Origin of the sequence: Sphaerisporangium album, from assembly GCF_003323745.1 — a bacterium.
GTDB lineage: Bacteria > Actinomycetota > Actinomycetes > Streptosporangiales > Streptosporangiaceae > Sphaerisporangium > Sphaerisporangium album.
Genome location: NZ_QOIL01000004.1, coordinates 186,196 through 212,721, shown reverse-complemented (window position 1 = coordinate 212,721; position 26,526 = coordinate 186,196). Strand labels below are relative to the sequence as shown.

Genomic DNA, 26,526 nt, shown 5'->3' with positions numbered 1-26,526 from the left:
ACTCACCCTTCCTCCTTTTATTAGGTTGCGAGAGCCGACGAGAAGCCCGGCCGGTCACGCTCCCATTGCCTGCACCACCCCTTGCCGCCCACTGGCCGCCCCTGGCGCGGCCGGCCGATTTCGGCCAGGGCGACGTGCGGGCCGACGAGGCACAGCGTCCGCTCCGGTCGACGCTCCGGACGTGACCCTCGCCCGCCAACCGCTCACCCTGGAGTCCCGTCGGCGGGGTCTCACTGCCTGAGAGCCGTGGTGGCGCTCGCCCGAAAGGACCACTAGCGTCCGGATGGTTCGGTATGTGGAGGCATACGCAGGGCTGGAAGGAAATTCGTGAGCACACAAGCAGCGGGGCGCTTCGGGCTCGTGGGTAGTGGCTGGCGGTCGGAGTTCTTCGTGCGGCTGGCCAGGATGGCGCCGGAGCACCTGTCGGTGTCGGGGGTGGTGACCCGGTCGACCGAGCGGGGGGCCGAGGTGGAGGCGCGCTGGGGAGTGCCCGCCTTCAGCTCTGTCGCGGAGATGCTGCAGGCGGAACGGCCGGAGTTCGTCATCCCGTCGGTGCCGTGGCCGGTCACCCCGGAGGTGACCAAGGAACTCGTGAAGTTCGACGTTCCCGTGCTGGCGGAGACGCCGCCGGCGGCCGATCTGGACGGGTTGCGCGACCTGTGGGCGGCCGTCGGGTCCTCGGGGCTGGTGCAGGTGGCCGAGCAGTATCTGCACATGCCGGGGCACGCGGCGAGGCTGGCGCTGGCCCGTGAGGGCGTCATCGGCCAGGTGACGTCCGTGCAGATCTCGTCCACACACCTCTACCACGCCGTCTCGATCATCCGGGGGCTGCTCGGGGCCGGGTTCGAGGAGACGACGGTGACCGCCCGGTCCTTCACCGCGCCGCTGGCCGATCCGCTGTCCAGGGACGGCTGGACGGGGGACGACGCGCCGAAGCAGGCGGCCACCACGATCGCCACCCTGGAGTTCCCCGAGGGGATGGGGCTGTACGACTTCACGGACAACCAGTGGTGGAACCCCCTGCGCGCCCGCCGGATCGTCGTGCGCGGATCGCTGGGCGAGATGGTGGACGACCGCGTCGTGCGCCTGGTCGATCCCAGGTCTCCGGTGGAGTCGCAGATCGTGCGCCGTCAGACCGGGGTCGACCTGAACCTGGAGGGACGCGAGCTCGACCACATCAGCTTCGACGGACGGGTGATCTACCGCAACCGGTACAAGGGCGCACAATTCTCGGAGGACGATCTGGCCGTCGTCTCCCTGCTCGGCCAGATGACCGCCTGGGTCCGCGGCCAGGCCTCCGAGCCGTACCCCCTGGCCGACGGCTGCCAGGACCACCTGCTCAGCCTGGCCATCGAGGAGTCACTGCGCACCGGCGCCGGCGTCACCACCGCCCGCGAGGCCTGGGCACGCTAGAGGGTGTCTGAAAAGTTATGACCGCGATCCCGCGATCCCGCGAGGCGGTGCAGGAGCAGCATGCAGGTGGCGGCGTAGATGACGCTTTCCGAGGTCGCGATCAGATAGTCGAGATGTTCGACCGGGACTTCGAGTGGGCGGAGCTGAGCCGCTTCGCCACTTACGCGGCCCCCCAGGCGACCCTGGGCGTAATCTCCGGACGCCGTCGGCAAGGCAAGACCTTCCTGCTCGACGCGCTCACCAGCGCGACCGGCGGCTTCATGTTCACCGTTACCGAGACCACCGAAGCCGACGCGCTGCGACAGTTCGGCGGCGCACTGGCCGCGTACCTCGGCGAGCCCGTCCCGTTCCGCTTCGCCAACTAGGACGAAGCCATGGCTCGGCTCCTGCGCATCGCCACCACCCGGCCCACAGTCGCGGTCTTCGACGAGTTCCCGTTCCTCGCCAAGGCCTCCCCTGCCCTGCCCTCCATCATCCAACGCGCCCTGGACCCCACCGCCCAGCGCGGCAACACCCCCGTCCGCCTGCTTCTGTGCGGATCCGCCCTGTCTTTCATGGGACGCATCCTGTCCGGCAACGCCCCCCTGCGCGGCGGCGCCGGACTGGAACTGGTCGTGCCCACCCTCGACTTCCGCCTCGCCGCCCAGTTCTGGGAGATCACCGACCCGCGCACCGCCGCGCTGATCGATGTCGCGGCGTTCGGCCAGAACGACACCGGCCGCGAGCAACTCCTCGCCATCGGCGAATGCAAATGGAACGACATCATGGGCGTGGGACACCTGCGCCGGCTCGACCACATCCGCGACCTGCTCCGCGCCCGCGAAGGCGTCAAGGCCGAGCGCACACGACTGCTCCTGTTCAGCGGAACCGGCTTCAGCGACGACCTCCGCACCCTGGCCCGGCACGACCCCAGCATCCAACTCGTCGACGTGGACGGCCTTTACACCGGCGCATGAAAGCACACGAGGCGAACAGCGATGAGGGGATGACGGGCGCGCCCGGCTGAGGTCGTCGAGCGCCTCCCGGCGGCCGAGGATGTGCCCGCGGATTCCCCTGCCGGTCAGCGCGTAGGCCGAGGCGTGCCGGTCGCCCGCCCTCGAAGTGGTCGAGCAGCGTCTCGAACTCCTCCGAAGCCCTGTGGAACCGGATGACCGCCCGCAGCTTGAGGGGCGCGGGAGGAAAGCCTGGCGTGCCAGGCGTATTTCCGCGCGGGCCGCGATCTCTTTAGTGGTGCGGGTCATCGCAATACCATCGATCGTCTCGCGGGCGCGGGCCGCCGCCTGCGGTAGGCCGGGGACCGCACCGGGGCGAACCCCGGAAGCCGTCGGTGTGGGGACTCCAGAGATAGTCGGCACAGGCCGGTGCAACGAGACCGCTGTAGCTCTGCCGCCAGCCCTTCTTGATCGCGTCCTTGGCGAGGCTCTCCAACGCGGCCACGATCCCGGGGTCGTGCACACCATAGATCTTGAGCACGGCGGCCACTTCGGCCGGACGGAGGTGGGCATTGGCGTTCTCGATGCGCGACAACTACGGCGCCTTCCACCCGACGACCTCGGCGGTGGCGTTCAGGATCAGCCCGGCGGCGTTGCGGAACCGAAAAGCGACACCACGGGCAAGGTACCCGGCCTAGAAGGAGGCTCACCATGGGATACCGCGTAGAGGCCGACCTCGGGTTCTACATCACGACGCGGCCGAAGGGATTCGTCGTGCATATGAACGTGTGCGAGGAGAACCTGCGTGCCGTGCGCGAGGTGACTCTGAGCACGCTGACCGCCGCGGGGATCGACTCCGAGACGGCCGAGGCGGCGCGGTTGGTCGCGTCGGAGTTGGTCGGGAACGCGGTGCGGGCGTGCGGGCACTGGGCGCCGGTAGTCGTGGAGATCGAGTCGGGGCGTCGAGGGGTTTGGGTACGGGTTCATGACCCGGACCCGGATCGGGTGCCTGTGCGGGCGACGATCGCTCCCGATGATGATCAGGCAGAGTCAGGGCGGGGGCTGTGGCTGCTGGATGCTCTCGCGCCTGGATGGGATGTCGCGCTCACGCCGATCGGCAAGCAGGTTCGGTGCCTGCTTCCGGCACCTGAGGCCGTGGCCGTCCGGCTGGCGGGCTGAAGTAGCCCAGGCGGTGCGAGCAGCGCTGGCCGCTTCTCCTTCACACCGACCTGGACGCCTTCGCCGTGTTCGCCGGTAACGGATCCCCCGCATGGGGTCGGTCGCTCCTTCGCGGCCATGGCGATCGCTGTGCCCGATCACGAACTGGGGACGACGATCTGGCCATTGGCGATCTTTTGTTCCGTCTCGTCCAGTCGTGCCTTGATGCCGTCGATCTGGTTGCCGGTCGTCGTGTAGTCGAAGCCGTGGTCCTTGATGCCGTAAACGATGGGACCGGGCTCGGCAGAGCCGGTGGAGAAGTCATTGAGATAGTCGAAAACCACCGTGTCGACCCGCTTGATGATCGAGGTCAGGACGACGTCACGCAATGAAGCGTCCGCGGTGCGTGCCTCGTCGGCTTCGGCGCCGACGACCCGCCCGCCGGCCGCCTTGGCGGCCTGCATGACACCGAGGTTGGAGCCGCCCGCCGCCTGGAAGAGAACATCGGCGCCCGCGCCGAACATGCCGGCCGCGACGAGCCTGCCCTTGGCGGGGTCGTCGAAACCGCCGAAGTTCGGGGGGCGGCTCAGGTATTCGACGTCGATCTTGATGTCCGGCTTAACCGACTTGGCACCCGCAACGAAGCCCGCGGCGGCTTTTTCGATGGAGCCCCCGTCCTTGACCGCGCCGACGAAGCCCACGCGCCCCTTGTGCGACTTCAACGCTGCCGCCACACCGGCGAGGAACCCGCCTTCCTGCTCGGCGAAGACGAGGTTCGAAACGTTGTTTCCGGCCGCGTCCCGACTGTCGACGATCGCGAACGTGGTGCCCGGGAACTCGGCCGCGACGCTCTTGACCGCTTCGGTGTAGGGGTAGCCGATCGCGATGATCGGATTGTGTACGCCCCGGGCGAGCACCCGCAGCCGTTGTACCTTTTGCGCTTTCGTCTCACCCGCGCCCGCCGCCAGCTCCTTGACCTCGCGTACGCCGAGCTCCCTCTTGGCACGTTCTAGGCCCTGCACGGCCGAGTCGTTGAACCACAGATCGCCCCGGCCACCGACATCCAAGGCGATACCCACCTTGTCCAGCTTGTTGACGATGGCGGAGGAAGAGGTGGCTCCGCTGGAGGGAGTGGTGGGGGTGTGATTGACGTCCGAGTTCGAGAGCCAGATGCCGGCCGTGACCGCGAGGGCGAGCAGCACGCTCAGCAGGGGGACTGTCGCTCGCGACGCGACGCGCCGTGAGCGGCCGGTCCGAAGTGAACTGCCCTTCGTCCCCGCAGCGGTGACGACCGCCGCCGCGGGCGGCACGGTCTCGTGCACCGAAACCGGCAAGCTGGAGGCGGCGGAGGGCGATGCACCGGTCGGCTCGCCGGTTGTCGCCCCGGGCGGCCGGTCGGCGCCGTGGCCCACCAACTGGAGCATGATCCCGGCGGCGGTCGGCCTGGCCTGCGGAGCCTTGACCAGGCATTGGCCGAGCAGTGAACGCAGCGGCTCGGGCACCTCATTGATGTCGGGTTCTGCGGTGAGGACGGCGTGCAGAACGGCCGGAACGCTCGCGCCACCGAAGGCGAGACGGCCGGTGGCCGCGAAGGCCATGGTCACCGCCCAGCTGAACACGTCGGCCGGTGGGCCGACCTGCTCGTTGGCGATCTGTTCTGGCGCCATGTACGCCGGGGTGCCGGCCACGCCGCTGCTGGTGGCCGTGAGGGAGTCGAGGGCGCGGGCGATGCCGAAGTCGATCACGCGCGGCCCATCGGAGCCGAGCAGCACGTTGCTCGGCTTGAAGTCGCGATGCACGACGCCCGCTTGATGGATCGCGGCCAGTGCGCCGGCCGTGCCCAGCGCCAGTCGTACCAACTCGTCACCTGTGAGCGGCCCACGTTCCCGGACGCGTTGCGCCAGCGAGACCCCCTCGACGTACTCGCTGACGATATAGGGCCGCTGATCTGCCGTACCGACCTCGATGACCCGTGCCGTGGAAAAGGTCGCCACCCGCCGCGCGGTGGCGACCTCGCGCAGAAACCTGCGCTGCGCGTTCGGGTCAATCGCCTGGTGCGCGTGCAGGACCTTGATGGCGACCCGGTCCCCTGCGGGCGACTCGGCGAGGTACACCGTTCCTTGACCGCCCTGACCGATGCGGCCGAGCACTCTGTAGTCGCCGAACTGGTCGGGCTCACCAGAGCGTAATGGGGGTAAGTCGGGCATATGGCCTCCTGCGTGCCGATCCGACGATAGGGATCCCATAAATCTCGATCCGGGCGGAGACTTCGAGCTCGTCCCGCGCCACCACTCCTGCCGTCTGGATCGACGACGACTTCACCACTCTCGACCATAACTGGGCGGCGGCTCGTGCGCTCTCCGGATCTCCCGCGCTTCTCGTCCAGCCAGACTCCAAGGTCGGCCTTCAGCAGGGCCACCACGATCGCCACGCTGGAGTTCGCCGCGGGAATGGGGCTGTACGACTTCACGGACAACCAGTGGTGGAACCCCCTGCGCGCCCGCCGGATCGTCGTCCGCGGATCGCTGGGCGAGATGGTGGACGACCGCGTCGTACGCCTGGTCGATCCCAGGTCTCCGGTGGAGTCGCAGCTCGTACGCCGTCAGACCGGGGTCGACCTGAACCTGGAGGGACGCGAGCTCGACCACATCAGCTTCGACGGACGGGTGATCTACCGCAACCAGTACAAGGGCGCACAATTCTCGGAGGACGATCTGGCCGTCGTCTCCCTGCTCGGCCAGATGACCTCCTGGTGCCGGGGCGAGGCTCCCGAGCCCTATCCCCTCGCCGACGGGTGCCAGGACCACCTGCTCAGCCTGGCCATCGAGGAATCGCTGCGCACAGGCACCAGCGTCACCACCGCCCGCGAGGCCTGGGCACGCTAGAGAGGCTTTAGAGGCCGAGGTCAGATGGGCGGATGTCGAGGTCCGTGCTCGCCTCTTGTCGCGCTGGACCCGCGAGCGGTTGCCTACTCTTGCGCGTCTTGACGGAGAAGGTCATAAACCCTGCCGGAGGTGCGAAACCAATCCTCGTCTATAAAGCGACCTGTCATCCGTCCTACGATCGTGAGGAACGTGTGCGCCAAGGGTTCCTCCCCATCATCCTGGCCGTGGTCACGGACTAGTCCTGAGGCGAAGGGTTCGAATACCGAGCCAGGTGGTAGATAGCCGTCCCAGAACGCGTCGATCTCCTCGGAGACTTCTCCGTCGTTGTACTGGTAGTACAAGGGGTAGAGGCCATCGACCTCCCACAGCCAGTTAATATCCAAGGATCGCCGCTCCCCGGCGCTAAGCCGGCGGCTCCCACTCATGGAACCGGCGGGATGCAGCATGATGGCCACTGACCAACCCGGGCTGTGCGGTCCGAGCCAGATCGTCGCCGTCTCTCCGAGGGGCCGCGACCAGTCGGTGAGCCACGCCGTGGCTTGCTCCAGCGTGTGATCGCGCCGAGTCGACGCATCAACTCCGAGGAGTCCGGCGATCTCTTCGAGATCGCTTCGCTCGATCCACAGCGCTCCGAACGCGTCGCGGAATCCTCGTGATGCCAGCAGAGCGTGCTGATCGCCCGTTGGGAGCATCTGCTCAAGATCCATGATGCCCGATTTCCTTAGCGTTGAGATGATATGCAGGGTGCCGTGCCGCCAAAGCGGCACGGCACCGGTGAGTCTTGTTGATTATCTCCAGACCACCCGCGGCGCGGCGACAGCGCCGGCATGGGAGTACACGCTGAAGGGAACGGCGGTGCGAGTCACCCGCGTGGCGGTCGCCCGTCGAGGTCCCACCGCCGTCCGGGAGTTCCTACACGCGCGCGACGGCACGGCGACCGAGTCGGCGACCGCCACCACGACCAATGCAATTTACGGCCTGCCATATAAGTGTGCCCATTTCTGACTATATTGACGGACTTAAGGTGTCATGTGACCCTGAAGACGTCTGGGGATTCGTCCAATCACGGGAGGCCTGGCGGATGAACACGCCCTGGGAAGTGGATACGGAAGCAGGCTTCCTGCGTAGACTTGGAAAGTCGATGCGCGAGCTCGGAAGCACCGCCAATACGGATGGGTGCCCCGACATCTGGGAAATGGAGAACGGAGACATCGCCGTGGTCGGACGTGATGTTACCGCGAGCTATGCGGGCAGACTCCCGGACGGCCTGACGATTCGTGCTGACGAGCGTCTCGTGATGATCCCGCGACAGCTCCTCACCGCCGCCAAACCGGACATCCCAAATGCTTGAACAGCTCAGCCGTCTTCCAGCCCAATCCCTCGACCTCGACACTTATCGGATGGACTTTCGGGATAATTTCTGGAAGTCCGATATGTCATGGAAGCTGGAAAGGCAGCTCACTTTCAAGGAGCCCTCCACTCCGAGTTGGGTGGCGATGGCCGAGGGTGATTGGGAGAAGTCGCTGCAGCTTGCCGAGCAGATGCGCGCCGGCCGGACCGAACACCAGCGCGAGCTGGACCGCTGCGGAATCGTCCAGCGACGAATCCGGTTCGTGAGCGATCCGCCGACTCCCTATCTTCAGTGGGAGCTGCACCTGCTCATGATCTGGGCCCAGCTCGGCGAGCAGATCAGGGTTCTGCCCGCCGAGACGATCGCGCATCTGGAGACGCTGACCGTGCTCCCCGAGGTCGTGGTGCTCGGAGACCGATCACCGAACCCGGTGATGTACGAGATCCAGTACACCGATGGAGTTCTGTCCGGCGCGCGTAAGTTCACCGATCCTGGGTTGATCACCACCTGCCGACACGCGATCAGCCACCACTGGCAGCGGGGAGAGGACATCCTCCGCTACTTCCCGAGGAAGATCGCAAACCTTCCGCAGCCCACGCCCCACGGGGTATGAAGGGCCGCATGACCGCCCGCACTCCTGCAAGCCGAAAGCTCAGGCCGTTACCCAGCCGCTCTTCCGTGAGCCATCTCGTCCCCTTCCTGACCGTCCTGCTGGTGCTCTTGGCAGTAGTCCTGGTAGCGCTGTCGCCTCTCGCGCTCGACGTGCTCGATGACGGCGGAAAATGGTCACAGCGAAGTGAGATCGGACAGACGTACGGGGCAGCCGCCGCCTTGATCTCCGTCTTCGCGTTGACCGCGATCACCGTTTCTCTGGTCCTGCAGGCACGTGAGGCCAAGCTGGCCCGGGAACAGGCGTCACGGACGACTCACAATGAGTTGATCACCATGGCCCTGGAAAACCCGCTATACCGGGAGTGCTGGGGAGTGTTCAGCGATGAGAAGGACGAGAACTCTCTCAAGCAGCAGCTCTACATGAACCTCATCGTGTCCTACTGGCAGACTCGATTCGAGCTCGGCACGTTTTCTGAGACACATCTGCGCCACGGGGCCGCGTCCATCTTCTCTGCCAGGCCGGGCAGAACGTTCTGGAAGGATGCCCGGGAGGCGCGTATCAGAACCTCTCAAACGCGTAAGGCGAGACGATTCCACGCGATCCTCGACGAGGAATACGACAAGTCGATCTCGACCACACCTGTGCTGGACACCTCTACAGAGGTCGGCGGCACACGAATGGCCACCCTCTTGCGAAAGATCGCCGACCACCTGGACGAGAAACAACAGGTGAATTGAGCCACGCCAGGCCCTGGCCACGTCCTAGGGGCTGGGGAACGCCCGGGTGCGTCTCCAGCGAAGCAGAAGACGGCGGCCCGCGTACAGGGCGCTCCCCGCCAGCAGTGACGCTCCGGTGATCAGCAGGCCGAGGTTCAGGCCGGGTGGGGCGAAGGAGCAGGTCAAGGAGGTCGCCCTGCCGTTCAGGGGGACGGCGAGGAGGCCGAGGTACCGGCGAGCGGAGGGCCGCTCTCCGGTGTTGAGGGAGCAGGTCCAGCCGGTGATGGCGGGGACGGCGAGCACGGCCGTGCCCGTGGCGGCGGGGGGCAGGGTGGCCCGCACGGTGTGGCCGGTGACGTGGACCCGGGTCGCGCCTGTGGCGCGAAGGTGGCGGACGGCTTCGGTCAGGCGGGTGGTGTCCAGGCAGGCCAGCGCTTGGGACGGCACCCGGCTGACCAGGTGGGGGCGGAGTTTGATCTTCAGGCGGCCGGTGCCGGGGACCGTGCCGAGCTTCTGGATCGAGGCGCGGCTCTGGCCGGCGACCCCGGTGAAGGAGACCGGGTCGCGGCCGGCCAGCGTCGCGACGCCGGTGAACTCGGGGGCGTGGAGGTAGACCTCGTCTCCGGGACGGCAGGTGGCGCGCAGGATGTACGGGTACGAGGGGGTCCGGACCGGGTCGGGGATGGTCTGGAGCGAGCCGTCGGGGTTCCCGGGAAGCGGCGTGCCGTCTTTGCGCAGGTACGTCGTGGCGGGGAGGTCGTACACCTGGGCGCCCAGCAGGAGCTCCTGGTTGCGGAAGGGCGAGTCGCCGTAGCGCGGCGTCCGCGGGGACGGCGGCCGTACGGTCACCAGGGGCGCGGTCGAGCGGACGGTCAGGGTCACCTCGGTCCGGGGCTCGGCGACGATTCCCTCGGCCCGCCGCAGTCCCATGGGAAGGGTCGAAGGGGCGATGACCTGGCGCGAGTGGGCGCGGGCGCCGATGGCGAAGACGGCGTCGGTGACCGGGTTGTCCATGCTCTTGGGGGCGCGTCCGCGCGACGTCCAGCCGAAACCGAGGTGGGCCAGGGTGTCGACGAGGGCGGTGGACGTCAGGCTGCTGTAGTACTCGGCGCCCTCTCCGCCGAGGAACTGCGGGTCGTTGGCCGTTATGCGCGGTTCCCCCGGGTCCGTGCGGTAGGCCGGCCAGCGGTCGGCGGACACCACGACCGCGCGCAGGCTCTCCGGCCACGGGCCGCGGGTCGGGTAGTCGTCCAGGACGTCGGCGCGGCGCGTGTCGACCAGCGCCACGTTGGCCGCGGCCTCGACGGTCTGGACGGTCGCGAGGAGCGCCAGGAGGGCGACCGCCGCGCCGCGGTGCAACCGCGGGCCTCGGCTCCGGACCAGGGTCAGCGTGCGGTACAGCACGGCTCCCGCGGCGACGGTGACGGCCGTCCACTGGATCATGTGCGGGCTCATGTGCTCCCACCGGGACGTGGCCCAGACGGCGGCCCCGAGCAGGGCCGCCGCGCCGGCCAGCGCGTACGGGCGGGGGACGCCGTACGAGAACGACTTCCAGCCCGCGATCACGAGCAGGCCGCACAACACGAACGCCTGGCGGTAGTAGCTGCCGTTGGGGTTGGTGAAGGCGTACCAGAGATGGACGGTCGGTTCCCACAGCATGGAGCCGAGGACCAGCGTGACCGCGACCGTCCATGCCACGCGGACGCGCAGCGGCACGGCGGGGTTGAACGGGAGGGTCAGCGCGGCGAACAGGGCGAAGGTGCCCACGAACAGCGCGGGCGAGCTGAACTGGTAGCTGCCGGGGAGCAGTCGCCCGAGCAGAGGGCCGACATCGACGGGGATGAACGGCCTGGGGTCCACCGGCCACGCGTCGCGGGCCGCGCTGAAGACGACCAGCACGATCGGAGCGGCCAGTCCCACGCCGAGCCCGCCGTACAGCAGCGCGCGGCCCGTGGCGTGCAGCCTGTCGCGCAGGGGCCGGTACTCGGACGCCAGCCTGATCAGCAGCAGGACGGCGGCGCCGATCGTGGCGAAGTGGGCGGTGTAGAAGTTGCAGGCCCAGGTGAAGGCGACGCACAGCGTGCCGAGGACGGGGTGGCGGCGGGCCAGGGCCCATTCGACGGCGAGGCAGAGCAGGGGGAAGGCGATCAGGCCGTCCAGCCACATCGGGTTGTAGGCGGCGTCGGTGACGGACCACCCGCACAGGCCGTACGCGGCGCCGAAGACGGCCGCCCTGCCGGAGCGCAGCGGCCCGCGGAAGCTGAGGCAGCGCAGGTACAGGGCCATGACGGCCGCCGCGGTGGCGATCTTGGCGACCGTGAGGACGTACACGGCCAGGTCGATCTGGGCGCGCGGGAACAGGGCGACGAGGAACGAGAACGGGCTGGCCAGGTAGTAGAACGCGTCCGGCAGGTAGCTGGAGCCGAAGCCGGACGCCCAGTTCACGAACAGGTCGCCGCGGGCGTGGCCGTGCAGGACGTCCCAGTAGTACGCGTAGAACGGGATGTACTGGTTGCCCAGGTCGCTGACGCTGCGAGTGGAGGCGCCGAACGGGAAGAACCCGGCGACGGCGTCGCCCGCGCACAACCCGACCGCGGCCAGCAGCCCGGCCATGAAGGCCGCCTGGAGGCGGGGGCCGGCGACGAGCGCCCACGGCAGAGCCCGGCCACGGAGTCGTGTCCAGAAGGTAAGGCCGTCACCCACCTGGCGGTACGCGGAGACGGTGGCGGGTGGCTGGTGCACTTCCTGCGTCGTCAAAGGTCCTCACGGCGTCACGCGAGCATCGACTGCGGCCAGATGGCGCCTGTGGCCAGACGGCACCATAGCCGATCTTCGTTACAAGCGGTGAACCGTTCGGTCGAGCGGGCGCGAACTCACGCCGGACGGCCGGAAGGGGGCGGGAGGTGGACGAGCCGCTCGAAGGAGGTCTTCGTGGCCCGAGGACTTCGTACGGGCCGGCCTTCAGCCTGGACGAGCGGCGGCGTACGCCCGGCCCCCGATCCGTCGGTGACAGATCGGAGGCGGGCCGGGGAGCGGGTCAGTGGGCGAGGACGCGCTTGTGGAGGTCGGTGACGGCCTTGCGGGCGGACTCCAGCGCGCCCGCCTGCCAGGCGATCATGTAGCTCAGCCAGTCGCCGGCGAAGTGGACGTGGCCCGCGGGCCGGTTGAGGAGCTGGTAGGCGCCGGTGCGGGACGGCCAGCCGACCCAGGCGCCCTCGATGTGCGGCTGCAGCCTCCAGGAGACGGACACCGACGACGCCAGCTCGTCCCGGTACTTCGCGCCGTGGATCTTCATGCCCTGCTCGACCGCGCGCTTCTCACGCTCGGGGTGCGGCAGCGCGGCGTAGGCGTCCTGGTTGGCGCCGTTGTTGTAGTACCCGATGACGAGGCCGCGCCGCGCGCCGTACCCGTAGGACGGGTACCACATGACGGACAGGTCGAGGTCGGTGTTGGTGATGCCGCCGTAGATGTTCTCGTCGGTCTCCCACCAGCGGCGGCGGTACTCCAGGCCGATCTTGCCGGACGAGGTGACGGTCGGGGTCGCGAGGGCGGCCTGGACGTCGGGGCCGAGGTTGTGCGGGGTCTTGGCGAGGATGTGCGGGGGCATGGCCGCGACGCAGAAGTCGGCCTTGATGTTCCGGGTCCTGCCGCTTCTGTCCTGGTACTCGATCTCGACCCCGTCCGGCAGGTCGGTGATCTTGGTGACCTTGGACCTCAGCGAGATCCTGTGCTTGCCGATCGCCTCGGCGAACGCCTTGGGGATGGCGTCCATGCCGCCGACCGGCTGGAACATCAGCATCGCCTGGTCGTAGCCGAGCTCGAACGAGAAGCGCTGGCCGACGCCGCTGGCGAGCACGTCCGAGAGGGAGGGGACCGGGCCGAGGGGCGTGCCGGGCTGCTCGCCCGCGCCGGGGTCGGTGCTGTACCCGCGGCGCTCGCCGCCGGTGTACGCGAAGCCGGCCGCCTTGTTGCCGATGGAGCCGAAGCCGCGCAGGAAGGTGATGAGCCGTTCCTTGTCCTGCGCGGTCAGCTTGGCGTCGAGCGCGCCGCTGTCGGTGGCCGTGGAGAGTAACTCGGAGATGTAGCCGAAGACGTCCGCCTTCGCCGCGCGCCAGGTGACGGGGGCGCTCATGCCCGCGCGCTCGTTGTAGATGTAGGTCTGGGCGTTGGAGTTGGTGAAGACCTCCAGGGGGACGCCGAGCTCACGGCAGTAGTCCATCGTGACCATCCACTGCGCGAGCCGCGCGGGACCGGCGTTCATGTAGATGCCATTGGAGAAGCGGGCGATCTGGGTGGAACCGTCCAGCTCGGTGACGCGGTCGCCTCCCCGGATCGTCCAGTTGCGGCCGCCGACCCGGTCGAGCGCTTCGAGGATCGTGCAGTCGTACCCGGCCTTGCCCAGCTCGTACGCCGTGGCCAGGCCCGCGACGCCGGCGCCGAGGATGACCACCTTCTTGGCACCTCGACCGGTGAGGGTGAAATCTGACGGTTGTGGGGGGACGAAGTTGGTCTGGGTCGCCGCTTCGGCCGTGGGCGCCAGGCCCATCGCGCCCATCGTGGCCAGGAGAGCACCGGCTCCGCCCGTGGCACCGACCGCTGTCAGGAATCCACGCCTGCTGTAGTCCACAGGACACCTCCAAGATCTCTGGAGGCCAAGTTTCTGTGTGATCTATTGCAGGTGATCGACGAATAAGTTCCGTCCCTATTTCTGCATAAATACCGCGATGTAGTGAAATTTCATGGTTTGGAGGCTTGCGTCACCGGGCTGCTTGGGCGTCCCCCGCGTGCGGTCAACGACGGCGGGAACAGACGAGCCGGCCGGCGGCGCGCAGGGCTTCGCGACCGCAGTCGAAGTTCCGCCGGACCCCGTCCCGGACCCGCGCGTCCACCTTGGGGAGCCAGAACCACTTCGGGTCGACGACGAGCCGGTCGCCTCCGGACAGGCAGGCCAGCGCCTCGTCGAAACTGAGCAGGTCAGCCACCTCGGGGAGGTACTGGGTGCGTTGCAGGAACACCGGCGAGGGGTAACGGCAGCGCGTCGGATTGCCCAGGAAGTACGCCATGTCGCCGAACGCGAGGTACATGACTGGTGTGTCCGCCCCGATCCGGGCGCGCGCCCGGTCCAGTTCGCGCTCGGCCTCCGTCCAGTGCGCGGCGCGCTCGGACGGGGTGAAGTCGGCGTGGGTGCGGTCGAAGGAGTACGGGCTGGTGGGCCACACGGGCACGGCGACCGCGACCAGGCCGGCCAGCCCGGCGACGCCGAGGGACAGCAGTCTTACGGCGGACGGCGTCGTGGGGGAAATATCGGCATCTGCCCCGCCCCGCACCCGCGCACGCCAGGCGGCCACGGCGAGGACGACCACGACGAAGGCAAACAGGACCGCATAGACCGCCCCGTTGTGCGCGAGCCTCCACGCGAGCGGCATCCCGGACACCAGCGGAACCCCCAGGCCCAGGACACCCGTCGCGGTCACCAGAACCCACGGCGGACGGCCGCGCAGGCGCGTCCACCGCGCAACGGCCAGCGCCCACACCCCCGCGGAGAACACGGGCAGCGCCGCCAGGTGGTACTGGAACCACTGCCCCTGGACGATCAGCGCCGCCACCACGCACAGCACGGCGGCCGTGGACAACAGCGGCCAGGCCCAGCGCCGTCCCCTCCCCCGGGGACGCGAGCCGTCCGAGACCGGTGCCGGCGTCCGTAACGACCGGGCCCGGGTGAGCAGCAGCACCGCGACCGGCAGCATCGCCAGCGCCGGGATCAGTAGCGCCTCGTTGGCGAGGGCGCTCACGAGCCCGTCCCGCGCGGCCTGCCCGAACCCGGTGCGCAGCGGCGTCCCCGAGTTGAGGTCGGACAACTCGGTGAACCACCGCCACTCGCGCGACTCGACGAGAACGGCGGCGCCGAACATCGCGAGGGTGAGCACCACGCCCGCGACGGCCGTCCATACGGCCCGCCGCAGGCTGAGCACGGCGACGACGCCGAGGGCGATGACGGCGCTGGGCGCAGTGGTGTACTTCACCAGGACGGCGAGGGCGAGCGCCGCTCCCCCGGCGAGCACGGCGACCGGGACGCGGCGGAACCACAGCGTCGCGGCCACGCCGGCGGTGGCGAAGAGTGCGGCGACCCACTCGGGTTGCAGGAGGTCCCAGGCGGGGGCGAGCGCCAGCGCCAGCCCCGCGCCGAACGCCACGGCGGTCGCCTCCCCACGCGACAATCCGGATACGACGGCGTCCGGTGCGGCGGCACGCGACAGCACGGCGTCCGGCACGACGGCGTCCGGCGGGGCGGGCTGCTGGGAGCGGCGGCCCTGACGGATCAGCGCGGCGCGGAGCCAGACGGCGGTCAGGGCGACCAGTGCCACCGTGAGCAGCCGGATCAGCGCCTCGCGTGCGGCGACCGGGCCGATGGTCAGGGAGTCCAGGCCGCCGATGAACCATCGGTACGGCAGCGGCCGGTGCACGAAGGTCTCCGCCCACGTGAACCCGCCGCGCCCGGCCGCGCGCAGGCCGCCGAGCGCGTACCGGACATCGTGGTTGAGCCCCTCGAAGCACGAACCGACCGCGACGGCGACGGCCACGACGGCGAGCGGAAGCCCCCACCATGCCTCGCGGCCACGTCCCGTGGAGTTCACTCCATCAACGGACACGCACCGAGACGCTAATACGTCCGCGGCGAAGGACGGTACTCAGGGACGGCGGAGAAGGTCGTGGGCAAGGTGGTCAGCCGCCCAGGTCTGCCACTGGGCGGTCGTCCAGCCGGATTCGCGGGTCATGATGAGGAAGAGCTCCGGGGACAGCAACCCGACGGTGATGTCGGCGGCCCGGCGGCGCGTGAGACCCGGCCGCAGAGCGCGCAGGCGGGCGATGATCGCGACGAACGCCTCGTGGGCGGTGCGGCGCTGCTCGCTGTTCGTGGCCCATTGGGCGGCCATGTCCGGATCACTGCCCGCCGCGTCGCGGACCACCGCCAGCAGCGGCGCGACGCGGTCGAGGATGACGGCGCTCTCGCGGACCCATCCCCGCACCACCGCCTCCGGGTCCTCCAGCATCTGAAGGCCGGTGAACCCCGTGCGGTCGAGGAGCGCGACGGGCGCGTCGTCCCCCACCGAGGCGACGTCAATGACCTCTTTGAGGAGCCCGCTCTTGCTTCCGTAGTGGAAATAGACGGTCTGCACCGACACGCCCGCGGCGTCGGCGATCTCCTGGAACGTCGTGCCGGCATAGCCCCGGACGACGAACAGGGCGTGCGCCGCCTCCACGACACGGCGCCTGGTCTGCGCGGATCGCTTGTTCCGACCCTTGACTTGCGGCATCGCTTTAGAGTACCACTTTAGAGTAGAACTCTAAGTTGAGAGGTGAGCCATGACCGCCCTGGGTGGGTATCACCACGTCAAGCTGCCGGTCTCCGACGTCCGCAAGAGCGTCGAGTGGTACGGGCGCGTCCTCGGCCTTGAGGTGGCGATCGAGTTCAACGAGGACGGCGTACTGCGCGGCGTCGCGTTGAGCGACCCGGGCGCGACGCTCATGCTCGCGCTGCGGGAGGACCCGCACCGGGCCGCCGAACTGCGCGGCTTCGACCCCGTGGCGCTGGGCGTGCCCACGCTCGCCGACCTGCGGGCCTGGGCGGACCGCCTGGACTCGCTCGGCGTCCCCCACGCGGGGGTGGCGGAAGGCAGGACCGGATGGCTGATCGGCGGCGTCACCGACCCCGACGGCATCGAGATCCGCCTCTACACCCTGGAAAGGCGATCATGACCGTGCTCTTCCATCCCCCGGGTGCGGGGACGAGGTACCCCTTTCTGGGCACCACGATGACCGTGAAGGCGGGCGAACGGGACACCGGCGCGGCGCTCAGCGTCATCGAGTCCGAGTGTCCGCCGGGCTTCGCCACGCCCCGTCACGTGCACCACCACGACGACGAGGCCTTCTACGTCCTGTCCGGCGCGGTCCAGGTGCACTGCGAGGACGAGGCGTGGGAGGCGGGGCCGGGCGGGTTCATCCTGCTGCCGCGCGGACGGCCGCACGCGTTCGTCAACCGCGGGGACGAGGCGCTGCGCATGCTGCAACTGACCTGGCCGGCCGGGTTCGAGCACTTCACCGCCGAGGTGTCCGCCCTGCCCGCCGGCCCGCCCGACTTCGCCCTGCTGGCGGAGATCGGCGCCCGCCACGGCTACGAGATCCTCGGCCCACCCCCAGCCTGACGACCGCCGCCCCGCGTGGTCGATACCCCAGGCGCCGGCACGGCCCACGCACGTCACGGCCCGCCCTGCCTGGACGTCGATCCGGAGTGGACCGGTTCGACTCCCGCCGCCGCCAGGAGGCGCGCCTGGGTGCCGGACGGTCCCAGACGGGGGTGAAACGGCTCGGCATGGCCACGGCGCGGGCGGGCCCGGGTGCGAAAAAGGCCGACGCGGGTACGAAACGGCAATGTCGGCCGACAAACTCGACGTCTACCGGAGCAAGCGGGACGCCGCCCGCACGCCCGAGCCCGTACCCGGGCCCGGGCCGCTCCCCCGGGGCCGCGACGACACGTTCGTGGTCCAGGAGCACCACGCGCGCCGCCTGCACTGGGACTTCCGGCTGGAGCGCGACGGCGTCCTGGTCTCCTGGGCGATCCCGAAGGGCCTGCCGCTCGATCCCAAGACCAACCACCTCGCCGTGCACACCGAGGACCACCCCCTGGAGTACGCGGGCTTCGAGGGGGAGATCTCCAAGGGCGAGTACGGCGCGGGGCTGGTGCTGATCTGGGATCGCGGCACCTACGAGACCGAGAAGTGGACCGAGCGCGAGGTCAAGGTCGTCCTGCACGGCTCACGGACCTCGGGCCGCTACGTGCTGTTCCCGACGAACGGGAAGAACTGGATGATCCACCGGATGGATCCCCCGCCTCCCGAAGCGTCCCGGCCGCTCGGCGAGGGCCTTCTTCCCATGCTCCCGGAACCCCGCAAGCGCATCCCCCGCGACCAGCGGGCGTACGGCTTCGAGTTCGACCTGGGCGGCGACCGTGCCCTGCTGGCCGTCCAGAACGGCGAAACCCGCCTCATCGCCGCCGACGGAGGCCCCGTTCCCGCGGAGAAGACCCCGGACCTGGGCGGTCTTCCCAAGGCCCTGCTCGACCTCCCCGCCGTCCTCGACGGCCAGATCGCCGACGTGAGCGGGACGCCGGTCTTCATGATCTACGACCTGCTCCACCTGGACGGCGGCGCCCTCCTCGACCGCTCGTACGAGAACCGCCGCCGCACGCTCGACTACCTGAAGCTCAACGGCGACCGCTGGCAGACCACGCCGTGGTTTCCCGCAGACGGCAAACCCGTCCTGAAGGTGGCCCACCAGCGCGGCTTCCCGGCGATCTTCGCCAAACGCCTCACCAGCCCCTACCTTCCAGGCATGAGAAGCCCGTACTGGCTGACCATCCCCACCCGAACGGCCCCCTGACGCCCAACGGCGGGGGGGTCATCCCTTTCCGGGTTTTGGGCTTGATCGCTTCGTGGCCGGGAACACCCTGTCCTGGTATCTGACCAGGGACGATGTGTGACCGAAGACACGCCGGATCGCGTGCGAATTCACACGGCGTTTATAAACGGGCAACAGGTCGGAAACGGCCGATTGGCAACGTCGGCGTTGCGAGAAGCGCGGAGAGTTCGCCATGTCCCGCTCCATCACGCCACTGTCCGCCTTGCCGAAGGGATCGAAGTGACCTACAGGGCCGAGTACATCTGGATCGACGGCACCGAGCCGACCGCACGCCTTCGTTCCAAGACGAAGATCCTTGCCGACGGCGCGGACCTGCCCATCTGGGGCTTCGACGGGTCGAGCACGAACCAGGCCCCCGGCAAGAACTCCGACTGCGTCCTCAAGCCGGTCTTCACCTGCCCCGACCCGATCCGCGGCGGCGACGACGTCCTCGTGCTGTGCGAGGTGCTGCTCACGGACATGACCCCGCACAAGACCAACACGCGGGCGCAGCTCACCCCCGTCGCCGAGCGCTTCGCCGGCCAGGACTCCTGGTTCGGCATCGAGCAGGAGTACACCTTCTTCAAGGAAGGGCGCCCGCTCGGCTTCCCGGTCGGCGGCTTCCCCGCCCCGCAGGGCTTCTACTACTGCGGCGTCGGCGCCGACGAGGTGTACGGCCGCGAGATCGTCGAGGCGCACCTCGACGCCTGCCTGGAGGCCGGCCTCGCCATCTCCGGCATCAACGCCGAGGTCATGCCCGGTCAGTGGGAGTTCCAGGTCGGCCCGGCCGGGCCGGTGGAGGTCTCCGACCAGCTCTGGATCGCCCGCTGGCTGCTGTACCGCATCGCCGAGGACTTCGGCGTGTCCGCCACGCTCGACCCCAAGCCGGTGCAGGGCGACTGGAACGGCGCGGGCGCGCACACCAACTTCTCCACCGCCGCGATGCGCTCGGGCTACGACGCGATCATCACGGCCTGCGAGGCGCTGGGCGAGAAGGCGTCCGAGCACATCGCCGGGTACGGCGCGGGCATCGAGAAGCGCCTCACCGGTATGCACGAGACCGCCCCGTGGAGCGAGTACAGCTATGGCGTGTCCGACCGCGGCGCGTCGGTCCGCATCCCGTGGCAGGTCGAGGTCGACAAGCACGGCTACATCGAGGACCGCCGGCCGAACGCCAACTGCGACCCGTACGTGGTGACCCGCCTGATCGTGGGCACCTGCTGCGAGGCCCTGGAGAAGGCCGACCAGGTCTGAGGCGACCGGACCACACGTCGAAGGCGCCCGCCCCGGACCGATCGGGGCGGGCGCCTCGGCGTGTCAGCGCACCGCGGCGGGCAGGCCGGCCGTCGTGCGCTTCCTCGGCAAGAACACGTCGTCCACCAGGCCGTACTCTTTGGCCTCGTCGGCGGTGAGGATCTTGTCGCGGTCGAGGTCGCGGCGCACGACGTGGGCCGGCTTGTCGGAGTGGCGGGCCACGAGCTCCTCCAGCAGGGCGCGCATGCGCAGGATCTCGCGGGCCTGGATCTCCATGTCGCTCGACGTCCCGTACACGCCCTGCATCGCGGGCTGGTGGAGCAGGACGCGAGCCTGCGGCAGCGCGAAACGCTTGCCGGGCGCGCCCGCCGCCAGCAGCACGGCCGCGGCCGACGCCGCCTGGCCGATGCACACGGTCTGGACCTCGGGACGGACGAACTGCATCGTGTCGTAGATGGCCGTCATCGCGGTGAAAGAGCCGCCCGGCGAGTTGATGTAGATGCTGATGTCGCGGTCCGGGTCGATGGACTCCAGCGTGAGGAGCTGGGCCATCACGTCGTTGGCCGAGGTGTCGTCGATCTGCACCCCGAGGAAGATGATGCGGTCCTCGAAGAGCTTGTTGTACGGGGTCATCTCCTTGACGCCGTACGTCGTGCGCTCGGTGAAGGACGGCAGGACGTACCGGTCGTGGATCGGAGCCACTGCGCCGGGGAAGCCGGGCCTGGTCGGATCAGTCATGATTGCCTCCGTTCGCGGGGTTCGATGATCGCTTCGAGTCCGGGGATCATTCCGGAGACGGCGAGGAGACCGGGCCTTCGGATGGCACGAGCCTGGCGCTCGGCACCACGTGGTCGACCAGCCCGTAGTCCTTGGCCTCGTCGGCGGTGAACCAGCGGTCGCGGTCGGAGTCGGCCTCGATCTGCTCGACGGTCTGCCCCGTGTGGAAGGCGATGCGCTCGGCCAGCGTCTTCTTGGTGTGGAGCATCTGCTCGGCCTGGATCTTGATGTCGGCCGCGGTGCCGCCGATGCCGCCGAGCGGCTGGTGCATCATGACGCGGGCGTGCGGCAGCGCGTACCGCTTGCCGGGGGTGCCCGCGCTCAGCAGGAACTGGCCCATCGAGGCGGCCAGGCCCATCGCCACCGTCGACACGTCGTTCGGGATGTATTGCATCAGGTCGTAAATGGCCAGCCCCGCCGACACCGAGCCGCCCGGGGAGTTGATGTATAGGAAAATCTCGCGCTCGGAGTCCTCGGCGGAGAGCAGCAGGAGCTCGCCGCAGATGCGGTTGGCGATCTCGTCGTCGACCTCCTGGCCGAGGAAGATGATGCGCTCGCGCAACAGGCGCTGGCCCAGCGGGTCCATCATGGGCTGTTGCTGCACCTGGACAGGGTGCGAGCCGGTCTCGAACGTGGTCGTGAACGGGTCACGGGAAGAACGCCTCGGGGTCACCGTTGGTCACCTGCTCCCAAGAGATCAGTCGCCTGGTAATGGCGGCTTTTACGCGCGCCATAAGGTGACTTAACGCTGCCAGATATCCGGCCGGGCGGACACCTTTTTCACTGAGGGCACATTTCCCGGAGACCGATTACGCTCTCAACGTATTTCGCTGAGAACGAATTCTACGACATTCCCGTAGCACCCGGGCGCATCACACGCCGACCAGCTCAGGTGGGTGGCTGGCCCGCGGTCTGGAGGTGTTCGTGGATCAGGCGGATGGCCATCGACCCCTCGCCGACCGCCGAGGCCACCCGCTTGATCGAGCCACCGCGCACGTCGCCGACCGCGAACACCCCCATCAGGTTGGTCTCCAGCGGGTACGGCCGTCCCGTCTCGTGCCACGGCTCCTTCTCGCCCGCGGCCTTCAGCGCGTCCGGGCCGGTGAGGACGAACCCCTTGTCGTCCAGGGCGATCTCACCGCGCAGCCACCGCGTGTGGGGTTCGGCGCCGATGAAGACGAAGATCGCCATGGCCTCGATCTCGCGCCGCTCCCCGGTGCGGTTGTTCCTGGTGATCACGCCGCGCAGTTCCCTGTCGCCGACGAGTTCCTCGATCTCGGTGTTCAGCAGCACCTGGATCCCGGGGTTGCGCTGGATCTCGTCGATGAGGTAGCGGGACATGTCCTTGGCGAGGTCGCCCGACCGCACGAGAAGCCGTACGCGGCCCGCGTGCCGGGCGAGGAAGATCGACGCCTGCCCGGCGGAGTTGCCCCCGCCGACCACGACCACGGGGGCCCGCAGGCAGAGCTGCGCCTCGAACAGCGTGGCGGCGTAGTACACGCCCTCGCCCTCGAACTCCTCCAGGTGGGGCACGTCCAGCTTGCGGTACCGCGCCCCGGTGGCGATGACGACCGCGTGCGCGTTGACCACCCTCCCCTCGTCCAGCCCGACCACGTAGTACCGGTCGTGCCGGCTGAGCGAGACGGCCTCCGCGGGCACGGAGAAGTGGGCGCCGAACTTCTCGGCCTGGATGACGGCGCGCTCGGCGAGCTCCCCTCCGGAGATGCCGGACGGGAAGCCGAGGTAGTTCTCGATGCGGGACGACGTCGCCGCCTGGCCGCCCGTGGCGACGGAGTCGAGCACCACGGTGGACAGTCCTTCGGAGGCGCCGTAGACGGCGGCGGCGAGCCCGGCGGGCCCCGCGCCGACGATCACCAGGTCGCCGACGATCTCGCGGGCGAGCGGCACGGGCAGGCCGATGGCCCGTGCCAGCTCGGCGTTGCTCGGGTTGCGCAGCACCCGCTCGCCGCGCAGGATCGCCACGGGGATGTCCTTCGGGGTGAAGCCCAGATGGTCGAGCAGCTGCTCGGCCTCCTTGTCCTCCTCCAGCTCGATCCACTTGTGAGGCAGCCGGTTGCGCGCGGCGAACTCGCGCAGCCGCCGGGAGTCCGCCGAGTGCCGCGAGCCGATGATCCGGAACCCCGCCCCCAGCTCGATCAGGATCGTGCGCCGGATCAGGAACGCCCGCAGGATCACGTCCCCCAGGGAGGGGTTGTCGGCCACCAGGGCCCGCAGCTCCTCCACCGGCACGACCAGCACCTCGCCCGCCTCGCGGACGACACCCCGCAGGAACCCGGCCTGCCCGGTCAGCAGGCCGAGCTCTCCGAGAAAGCGCCCCGGGCCGTGGATGCCGCGCAGGTTCTCCTCGTCGTCGTACCGCTCCACCACGGCGACCTTGCCCGCCAGGATGACGTAGAAGGCCGGGCACGGCTCGCCCTCCTGGTAGAGCACCTCCCCGACCTCGGTGGGGCGCCGCACGCCGTGCCCGGAAAGAAGGCTGATCGCCCAGTCGCCGAGGCGCGGGTAGGCGCCGTAGAGGTCCGGGGTCTCCTGGACGGGCTCGCTCATGTCCGCGCGCCCAGCGTCTGGTCGATCCAGGCGCGCAGCGCCGGACCGGAGGCGGCGCCGGCGCGCTGGGCGGCCACCTGCCCGTCCTTCATGATCATCAGGGTCGGGACCGCCTGGATCCCGTACCGTTCTGCGAGCTTGGGCGCCTTGTCGACGTCCACCTTGACCAGCTTGATCCTGCCCGCCAGCTCATGGGCGAGCTGTTCGAGGACCGGGCTCACCACCCGGCACGGCCCGCACCACTCCGCCCAGAAGTCCACGACGACGGGGACGGACGAGGCCTCCACCACCTCGGCGAAGTCCCCGTCCCCCGCGTCCGCGATCCAGGGCAGCGGCTCCCCGCAGTCGCCGCAGCGCGGCCGCCCGCCGGACGCCGCCGGAACGCGGTTGCCGCGCCCGCACTTCGGGCACGAGACGACGCTCGATGAGGACATCCGTGATCACCTGCCTCATTCCGCCGGGTTGTCGTAGCTGACGGTGAGATGCCCGTCGACGACGTCCACGCGGATCACGGCGCCGTCGCGCACGTCCCCGGCGATCAGTGCCCTGCCGATGCGCGTCTCGACCTCGCGGGCGATGAACCGGCGCAGCGGGCGGGCGCCGTAGACGGGGTCGAAGCCCTGCTCGGCGATGTGCCGCAGCGCGGCCTCGGTGACGTCCAGCGTCATCTGCCGGTCGGCCAGCCGCTTCCTGATGTCGTTGAACATGAGCGAGACGATCTTCTCGATCTCCGGCTCGGTCAGCGGCTTGAACAGCACGGTGTCGTCGACCCGGTTGAGGAACTCGGGACGGAACCGCGAGCGCAGCTCGGCCATGACGAGGTCGCGCGCCTCCGGCTCGATCTCGCCCGCGGGCGTCACGGCGTCGATCAGGTAGTGCGACCCGATGTTCGACGTCATGATGATCACGGTGTTGCGGAAGTCCACCGTACGGCCCTGGGCGTCGGTCAGCCGCCCGTCGTCCAGCACCTGGAGCAGGGTGTTGAAGACGTCCGAGTGGGCCTTCTCGATCTCGTCGAAGAGCACCACCGAGTACGGCTTGCGCCGCACGGCCTCGGTCAGCTGCCCGCCCTCCTCGTACCCGACGTAGCCGGGAGGGGCGCCGACGAGCCTGCTGACCGTGTGCCGCTCCTGGTACTCGCTCATGTCGACGCGGACCATGTTCTCCTCGGTGTCGAACAGCGCCTCGGCGAGGGCCTTGGCCAGCTCGGTCTTCCCGACGCCGGTCGGGCCGAGGAAGATGAACGAGCCGATCGGCCGGCGCGGATCCTTGATGCCCGACCGGGCACGGATGATCGCGTCGGTGACCGCCTGCACGGCCTCGTCCTGGCCGATGACCCGCTCGTGCAGGACCTCGTCCAGCTTGAGCAGCTTCTCGCGCTCGCCCTCCTTCAGGCGGGTGATCGGGATGCCGGTCCAGCGGGACACGATGCCCGCGATCTCGTCCTCGGTGACGACCTCGCGCAGCAGCCTGTGCCCGCCCTGCTTGGACTGCAGTTGCTCCTCGGCGAGGGCGAGCTTGTGCTGCAGCTCGGGAAGCCTGCCGTGCATCAGCTCGGCGGCCCGGTTGAGGTCGTACATGCGCTCGGCCTGCTCGGCCTCGCGCCGCACCGCCTCGATCTCCTGGCGCAGGTGCTGCACCTTCTTCAGGGCGTGCCGCTCGGCCTCCCACTGCGCGCGCATCGCGTCCGCCTCGGCGCGGAGGTCGGCCAGCTCGCGGCGCAGCGACTCCAGCCGCTGTCTGCTCGCCGGGTCGTCCTCCTTGGAGAGGGCGGCCTCCTCGATCTCCAGGCGCATCACGCGGCGGGTGAGCTCGTCCAGCTCCGCGGGCATCGAGTCGATCTCGGTGCGGAGCATCGCGCACGCCTCGTCCACCAGGTCGATCGCCTTGTCGGGGAGGAACCGGTCGGATATGTACCGGTGGCTCATGACGACCGCGGCGACGATCGCGCCGTCCTGGATCTTCACTCCGTGGAACACCTCGAACCGCTCGCGCAGCCCGCGCAGGATCGAGATCGCGTCCTCGACGGACGGCTCGTCCACGAACACCGGCTGGAAGCGGCGCTCCAGGGCCGCGTCCTTCTCGATGTACTTGCGGTACTCGGCGACCGTGGTCGCGCCGATCAGGTGCAGCTCGCCCCGGGCCAGCATGGGCTTTAGCATGTTCCCGGCGTCCATCGCGCCCTCGGTCGCGCCCGCGCCGACGACGTTGTGCACCTCGTCGATGAACAGCAGGATCCGCCCCTCGGACGCCTTGACCTCGGTCAGGACGGCCTTCAGCCGCTCCTCGAACTCGCCGCGGTACTTCGCGCCCGCGATCAGCGCGCCCATGTCGAGCATGAAGATCGTCTTGTCCTTCAGGCCCTCGGGGACGTCGCCGCGGGCGATGCGCTGGGCGAGCCCCTCGACGATCGCCGTCTTGCCGACGCCGGGGTCGCCGATGAGCACCGGGTTGTTCTTGGACTTGCGGGACAGGATCTGCATCACCCTGCGGATCTCGGTGTCGCGCCCGATGACGGGGTCGAGCTTGTCCGCCCGCGCGTCCGCCACCAGGTCGCGCCCGTACTTCTCCAGCGCCTCGTAGGCGACCTCGGGGGTGGCCGAGGTCACGCGCTGGTTGCCGCGGATGCGGGTCAGCGCCTCCAGCAGGCTGTCGCGGGTGAGCCCCTGTCCGTTCAGCAGACGGCCCGCCGCCGTCTCCGGGCCCTCCTCCACGAGCGCGAGCAGCAGGTGCTCGACGGAGATGTACTCGTCCTTGAGCCGCTTGGCCTCGGCGTCGGCCGTGTCCAGCAGACGCGACAGGCGCTGGGTGACGTACACCTGGCCGGGGGCCGCGCCGGGGCCGCTGACGCGGGGGCGCCGTTCCAGCTCGGCGGTGAGCTCCAGGCGCAGCTTGTCCGGGTCGCCGCCCATCGCCATGATCAGCCGGGGTACGAGCCCCTCGGGCTGTTCGAGCAGCGCCAGCAGCAGGTGCTCGCCGTCGACCTCCGTGTGCCCGAAGCGTATGGCCTTGGTCTGCGCGTCGTGCAGGGCCTCTTGTGATTTCTGGGTCAGTCGGTTCGGGTCCACGATGTGACTCCCGTGGGTCGTGAGCGGTGCCGCAGGGCGTCTTCGAGCCGCTCGATGCGGTCGAGCAGGTCGATGACGACGCCGAGCGACGCGTAGTTGAGCGCGAGACCCGCGTGCAGGCGTTCGATCCTGCCGAGCAGGACGAGCTGGGAGGGCGGGAATCTGATGTCGTTCCCGGATACGGCCACGGGATCGAGCAGCCCCAGCCGGACCAGCCGCCTCACCTGCTCGGGGTGAAGGCCGCCGGCCCGCGCGAACGCCTCCAGGCCGATCCCGGGCACCCGGACGAGTGACGTCGCCATGTTCCCCTCCTCACTCGGCCCTCACCGGGCCCG

25 protein-coding genes are annotated in these 26,526 nt (G+C 69.3%); 12 read left to right on the top strand and 13 right to left on the bottom strand.

What is annotated here, in order from left to right; translation table 11 throughout:
* Positions 1–327 precede the first annotated feature (327 nt).
* From DQ384_RS08690 to DQ384_RS08685, 3 genes are read left to right on the top strand one after another with little or no spacing between them, the layout of a single operon-like run.
* Positions 328–1,413, top strand: a complete 1,086-nt coding sequence (locus DQ384_RS08690; protein WP_114028198.1) for a Gfo/Idh/MocA family protein — start codon at positions 328–330, stop codon at positions 1,411–1,413.
* Positions 1,414–1,430: 17 nt separating this feature from the next.
* On the top strand, positions 1,431–1,778 hold the full coding sequence (locus DQ384_RS42090; protein ID WP_220182843.1) for an ATP-binding protein: 348 nt from the start codon (positions 1,431–1,433) through the stop codon (positions 1,776–1,778).
* 9 nt (positions 1,779–1,787) lie between these two features.
* Positions 1,788–2,369: an ATP-binding protein gene (locus DQ384_RS08685; protein ID WP_220182842.1), complete on the top strand. Its 582-nt coding sequence runs from the start codon at positions 1,788–1,790 to the stop codon at positions 2,367–2,369.
* Between the two features lie 268 nt (positions 2,370–2,637).
* Here DQ384_RS08685 and DQ384_RS40325 read toward each other — a convergent pair whose 3' ends face one another.
* Positions 2,638–2,940: a hypothetical protein gene (locus DQ384_RS40325; RefSeq protein WP_147268700.1), complete on the bottom strand. Its 303-nt coding sequence runs from the start codon at positions 2,938–2,940 to the stop codon at positions 2,638–2,640.
* 116 nt (positions 2,941–3,056) lie between these two features.
* Here DQ384_RS40325 and DQ384_RS08680 point away from each other — a divergent pair, with 116 nt between their 5' ends.
* Entirely contained in the window at positions 3,057–3,524 is a 468-nt protein-coding gene (locus DQ384_RS08680) for an ATP-binding protein (RefSeq protein WP_181871101.1), read from the top strand.
* A gap of 137 nt (positions 3,525–3,661) precedes the next feature.
* Here the strand turns inward: DQ384_RS08680 and DQ384_RS08675 are convergent, their stop codons facing one another.
* A complete protein-coding gene (locus tag DQ384_RS08675) occupies positions 3,662–5,710 on the bottom strand; it encodes a BMP family ABC transporter substrate-binding protein (protein WP_181871100.1) in 2,049 nt (682 codons plus the stop codon).
* Positions 5,711–5,854: 144 nt separating this feature from the next.
* On the opposite strand from DQ384_RS08675, the gene DQ384_RS08670 reads away from it, so the two are divergent.
* A complete protein-coding gene (locus DQ384_RS08670) occupies positions 5,855–6,388 on the top strand; it encodes a hypothetical protein (protein ID WP_181871099.1) in 534 nt (177 codons plus the stop codon).
* Positions 6,389–6,471: 83 nt separating this feature from the next.
* On the opposite strand, the gene DQ384_RS08665 is transcribed toward DQ384_RS08670, so the two are convergent.
* Positions 6,472–7,095 (bottom strand): hypothetical protein, encoded by a 624-nt coding sequence (locus DQ384_RS08665; RefSeq protein WP_114028196.1) that lies wholly within the window; start codon positions 7,093–7,095, stop codon positions 6,472–6,474.
* Between the two features lie 284 nt (positions 7,096–7,379).
* On the opposite strand from DQ384_RS08665, the gene DQ384_RS08660 reads away from it, so the two are divergent.
* From DQ384_RS08660 to DQ384_RS08650, 3 genes are read left to right on the top strand one after another with little or no spacing between them, the layout of a single operon-like run.
* Positions 7,380–7,739: a hypothetical protein gene (locus DQ384_RS08660; protein ID WP_342769384.1), complete on the top strand. Its 360-nt coding sequence runs from the start codon at positions 7,380–7,382 to the stop codon at positions 7,737–7,739.
* A complete protein-coding gene (locus tag DQ384_RS08655; protein WP_114028194.1) occupies positions 7,732–8,352 on the top strand; it encodes a DUF6879 family protein in 621 nt (206 codons plus the stop codon). The genes DQ384_RS08660 and DQ384_RS08655 overlap by 8 nt, the downstream gene beginning before the upstream one ends.
* Before the next feature lie 8 nt (positions 8,353–8,360).
* On the top strand, positions 8,361–9,089 hold the full coding sequence (locus tag DQ384_RS08650) for a DUF6082 family protein (protein ID WP_147268699.1): 729 nt from the start codon (positions 8,361–8,363) through the stop codon (positions 9,087–9,089).
* 24 nt (positions 9,090–9,113) lie between these two features.
* On the opposite strand, the gene DQ384_RS08645 is transcribed toward DQ384_RS08650, so the two are convergent.
* The 4 genes from DQ384_RS08645 to DQ384_RS08630 all read right to left on the bottom strand — a co-directional run bounded on the left by DQ384_RS08645 (position 9,114) and on the right by DQ384_RS08630 (position 16,384).
* Complete coding sequence (locus tag DQ384_RS08645; protein ID WP_220182841.1) at positions 9,114–11,825, bottom strand: YfhO family protein; 2,712 nt, start codon at positions 11,823–11,825, stop codon at positions 9,114–9,116.
* Between the two features lie 280 nt (positions 11,826–12,105).
* Complete coding sequence (locus DQ384_RS08640; RefSeq protein WP_342769383.1) at positions 12,106–13,695, bottom strand: flavin monoamine oxidase family protein; 1,590 nt, start codon at positions 13,693–13,695, stop codon at positions 12,106–12,108.
* A gap of 163 nt (positions 13,696–13,858) precedes the next feature.
* Positions 13,859–15,718 (bottom strand): hypothetical protein, encoded by a 1,860-nt coding sequence (locus DQ384_RS08635; protein WP_147268698.1) that lies wholly within the window; start codon positions 15,716–15,718, stop codon positions 13,859–13,861.
* Positions 15,719–15,757: 39 nt separating this feature from the next.
* Positions 15,758–16,384 (bottom strand): TetR/AcrR family transcriptional regulator, encoded by a 627-nt coding sequence (locus DQ384_RS08630; RefSeq protein ID WP_114028191.1) that lies wholly within the window; start codon positions 16,382–16,384, stop codon positions 15,758–15,760.
* Positions 16,385–16,433: 49 nt separating this feature from the next.
* Between DQ384_RS08630 and DQ384_RS08625 the strand changes: the two genes are divergently transcribed.
* The 4 genes from DQ384_RS08625 to glnII all read left to right on the top strand — a co-directional run bounded on the left by DQ384_RS08625 (position 16,434) and on the right by glnII (position 19,778).
* Positions 16,434–16,826 carry a VOC family protein gene (locus DQ384_RS08625; protein WP_114028190.1) on the top strand — a complete coding sequence of 131 codons (393 nt, stop codon included), beginning with the start codon at positions 16,434–16,436 and terminating at the stop codon, positions 16,824–16,826.
* Positions 16,823–17,272: a cupin domain-containing protein gene (locus DQ384_RS08620; protein ID WP_114028189.1), complete on the top strand. Its 450-nt coding sequence runs from the start codon at positions 16,823–16,825 to the stop codon at positions 17,270–17,272. The genes DQ384_RS08625 and DQ384_RS08620 overlap by 4 nt, the downstream gene beginning before the upstream one ends.
* 226 nt (positions 17,273–17,498) lie before the next feature.
* Positions 17,499–18,506 (top strand): DNA polymerase ligase N-terminal domain-containing protein, encoded by a 1,008-nt coding sequence (locus DQ384_RS08615; RefSeq protein WP_114028188.1) that lies wholly within the window; start codon positions 17,499–17,501, stop codon positions 18,504–18,506.
* Positions 18,507–18,764: 258 nt separating this feature from the next.
* On the top strand, positions 18,765–19,778 hold the full coding sequence (glnII, locus tag DQ384_RS08610) for a glutamine synthetase (protein ID WP_114028187.1): 1,014 nt from the start codon (positions 18,765–18,767) through the stop codon (positions 19,776–19,778).
* Between the two features lie 63 nt (positions 19,779–19,841).
* On the opposite strand, the gene DQ384_RS08605 is transcribed toward glnII, so the two are convergent.
* The 6 genes from DQ384_RS08605 to DQ384_RS08580 form a co-directional block, all read right to left on the bottom strand.
* Positions 19,842–20,516, bottom strand: a complete 675-nt coding sequence (locus DQ384_RS08605; protein WP_114028186.1) for an ATP-dependent Clp protease proteolytic subunit — start codon at positions 20,514–20,516, stop codon at positions 19,842–19,844.
* 46 nt (positions 20,517–20,562) lie between these two features.
* On the bottom strand, positions 20,563–21,144 hold the full coding sequence (locus DQ384_RS08600) for an ATP-dependent Clp protease proteolytic subunit (RefSeq protein ID WP_114028447.1): 582 nt from the start codon (positions 21,142–21,144) through the stop codon (positions 20,563–20,565).
* Positions 21,145–21,443: 299 nt separating this feature from the next.
* Complete coding sequence (locus DQ384_RS08595; RefSeq protein WP_114028185.1) at positions 21,444–23,123, bottom strand: FAD-dependent oxidoreductase; 1,680 nt, start codon at positions 23,121–23,123, stop codon at positions 21,444–21,446.
* The gene (gene trxA / locus DQ384_RS08590) at positions 23,120–23,557 is read right to left on the bottom strand and encodes a thioredoxin (protein ID WP_114028184.1); all 438 of its coding nucleotides are present in this window, start codon (positions 23,555–23,557) and stop codon (positions 23,120–23,122) included. The genes DQ384_RS08595 and trxA overlap by 4 nt, the downstream gene beginning before the upstream one ends.
* Before the next feature lie 15 nt (positions 23,558–23,572).
* Positions 23,573–26,191, bottom strand: coding sequence for an ATP-dependent chaperone ClpB (gene clpB / locus DQ384_RS08585; protein WP_114028183.1), 2,619 nt, complete (start codon positions 26,189–26,191; stop codon positions 23,573–23,575).
* Entirely contained in the window at positions 26,173–26,493 is a 321-nt protein-coding gene (locus DQ384_RS08580) for a chaperone modulator CbpM (protein ID WP_114028182.1), read from the bottom strand. Before DQ384_RS08580 ends, clpB begins: the two co-directional genes overlap by 19 nt.
* Between the last annotated feature and the right edge of the window lie 33 nt (positions 26,494–26,526).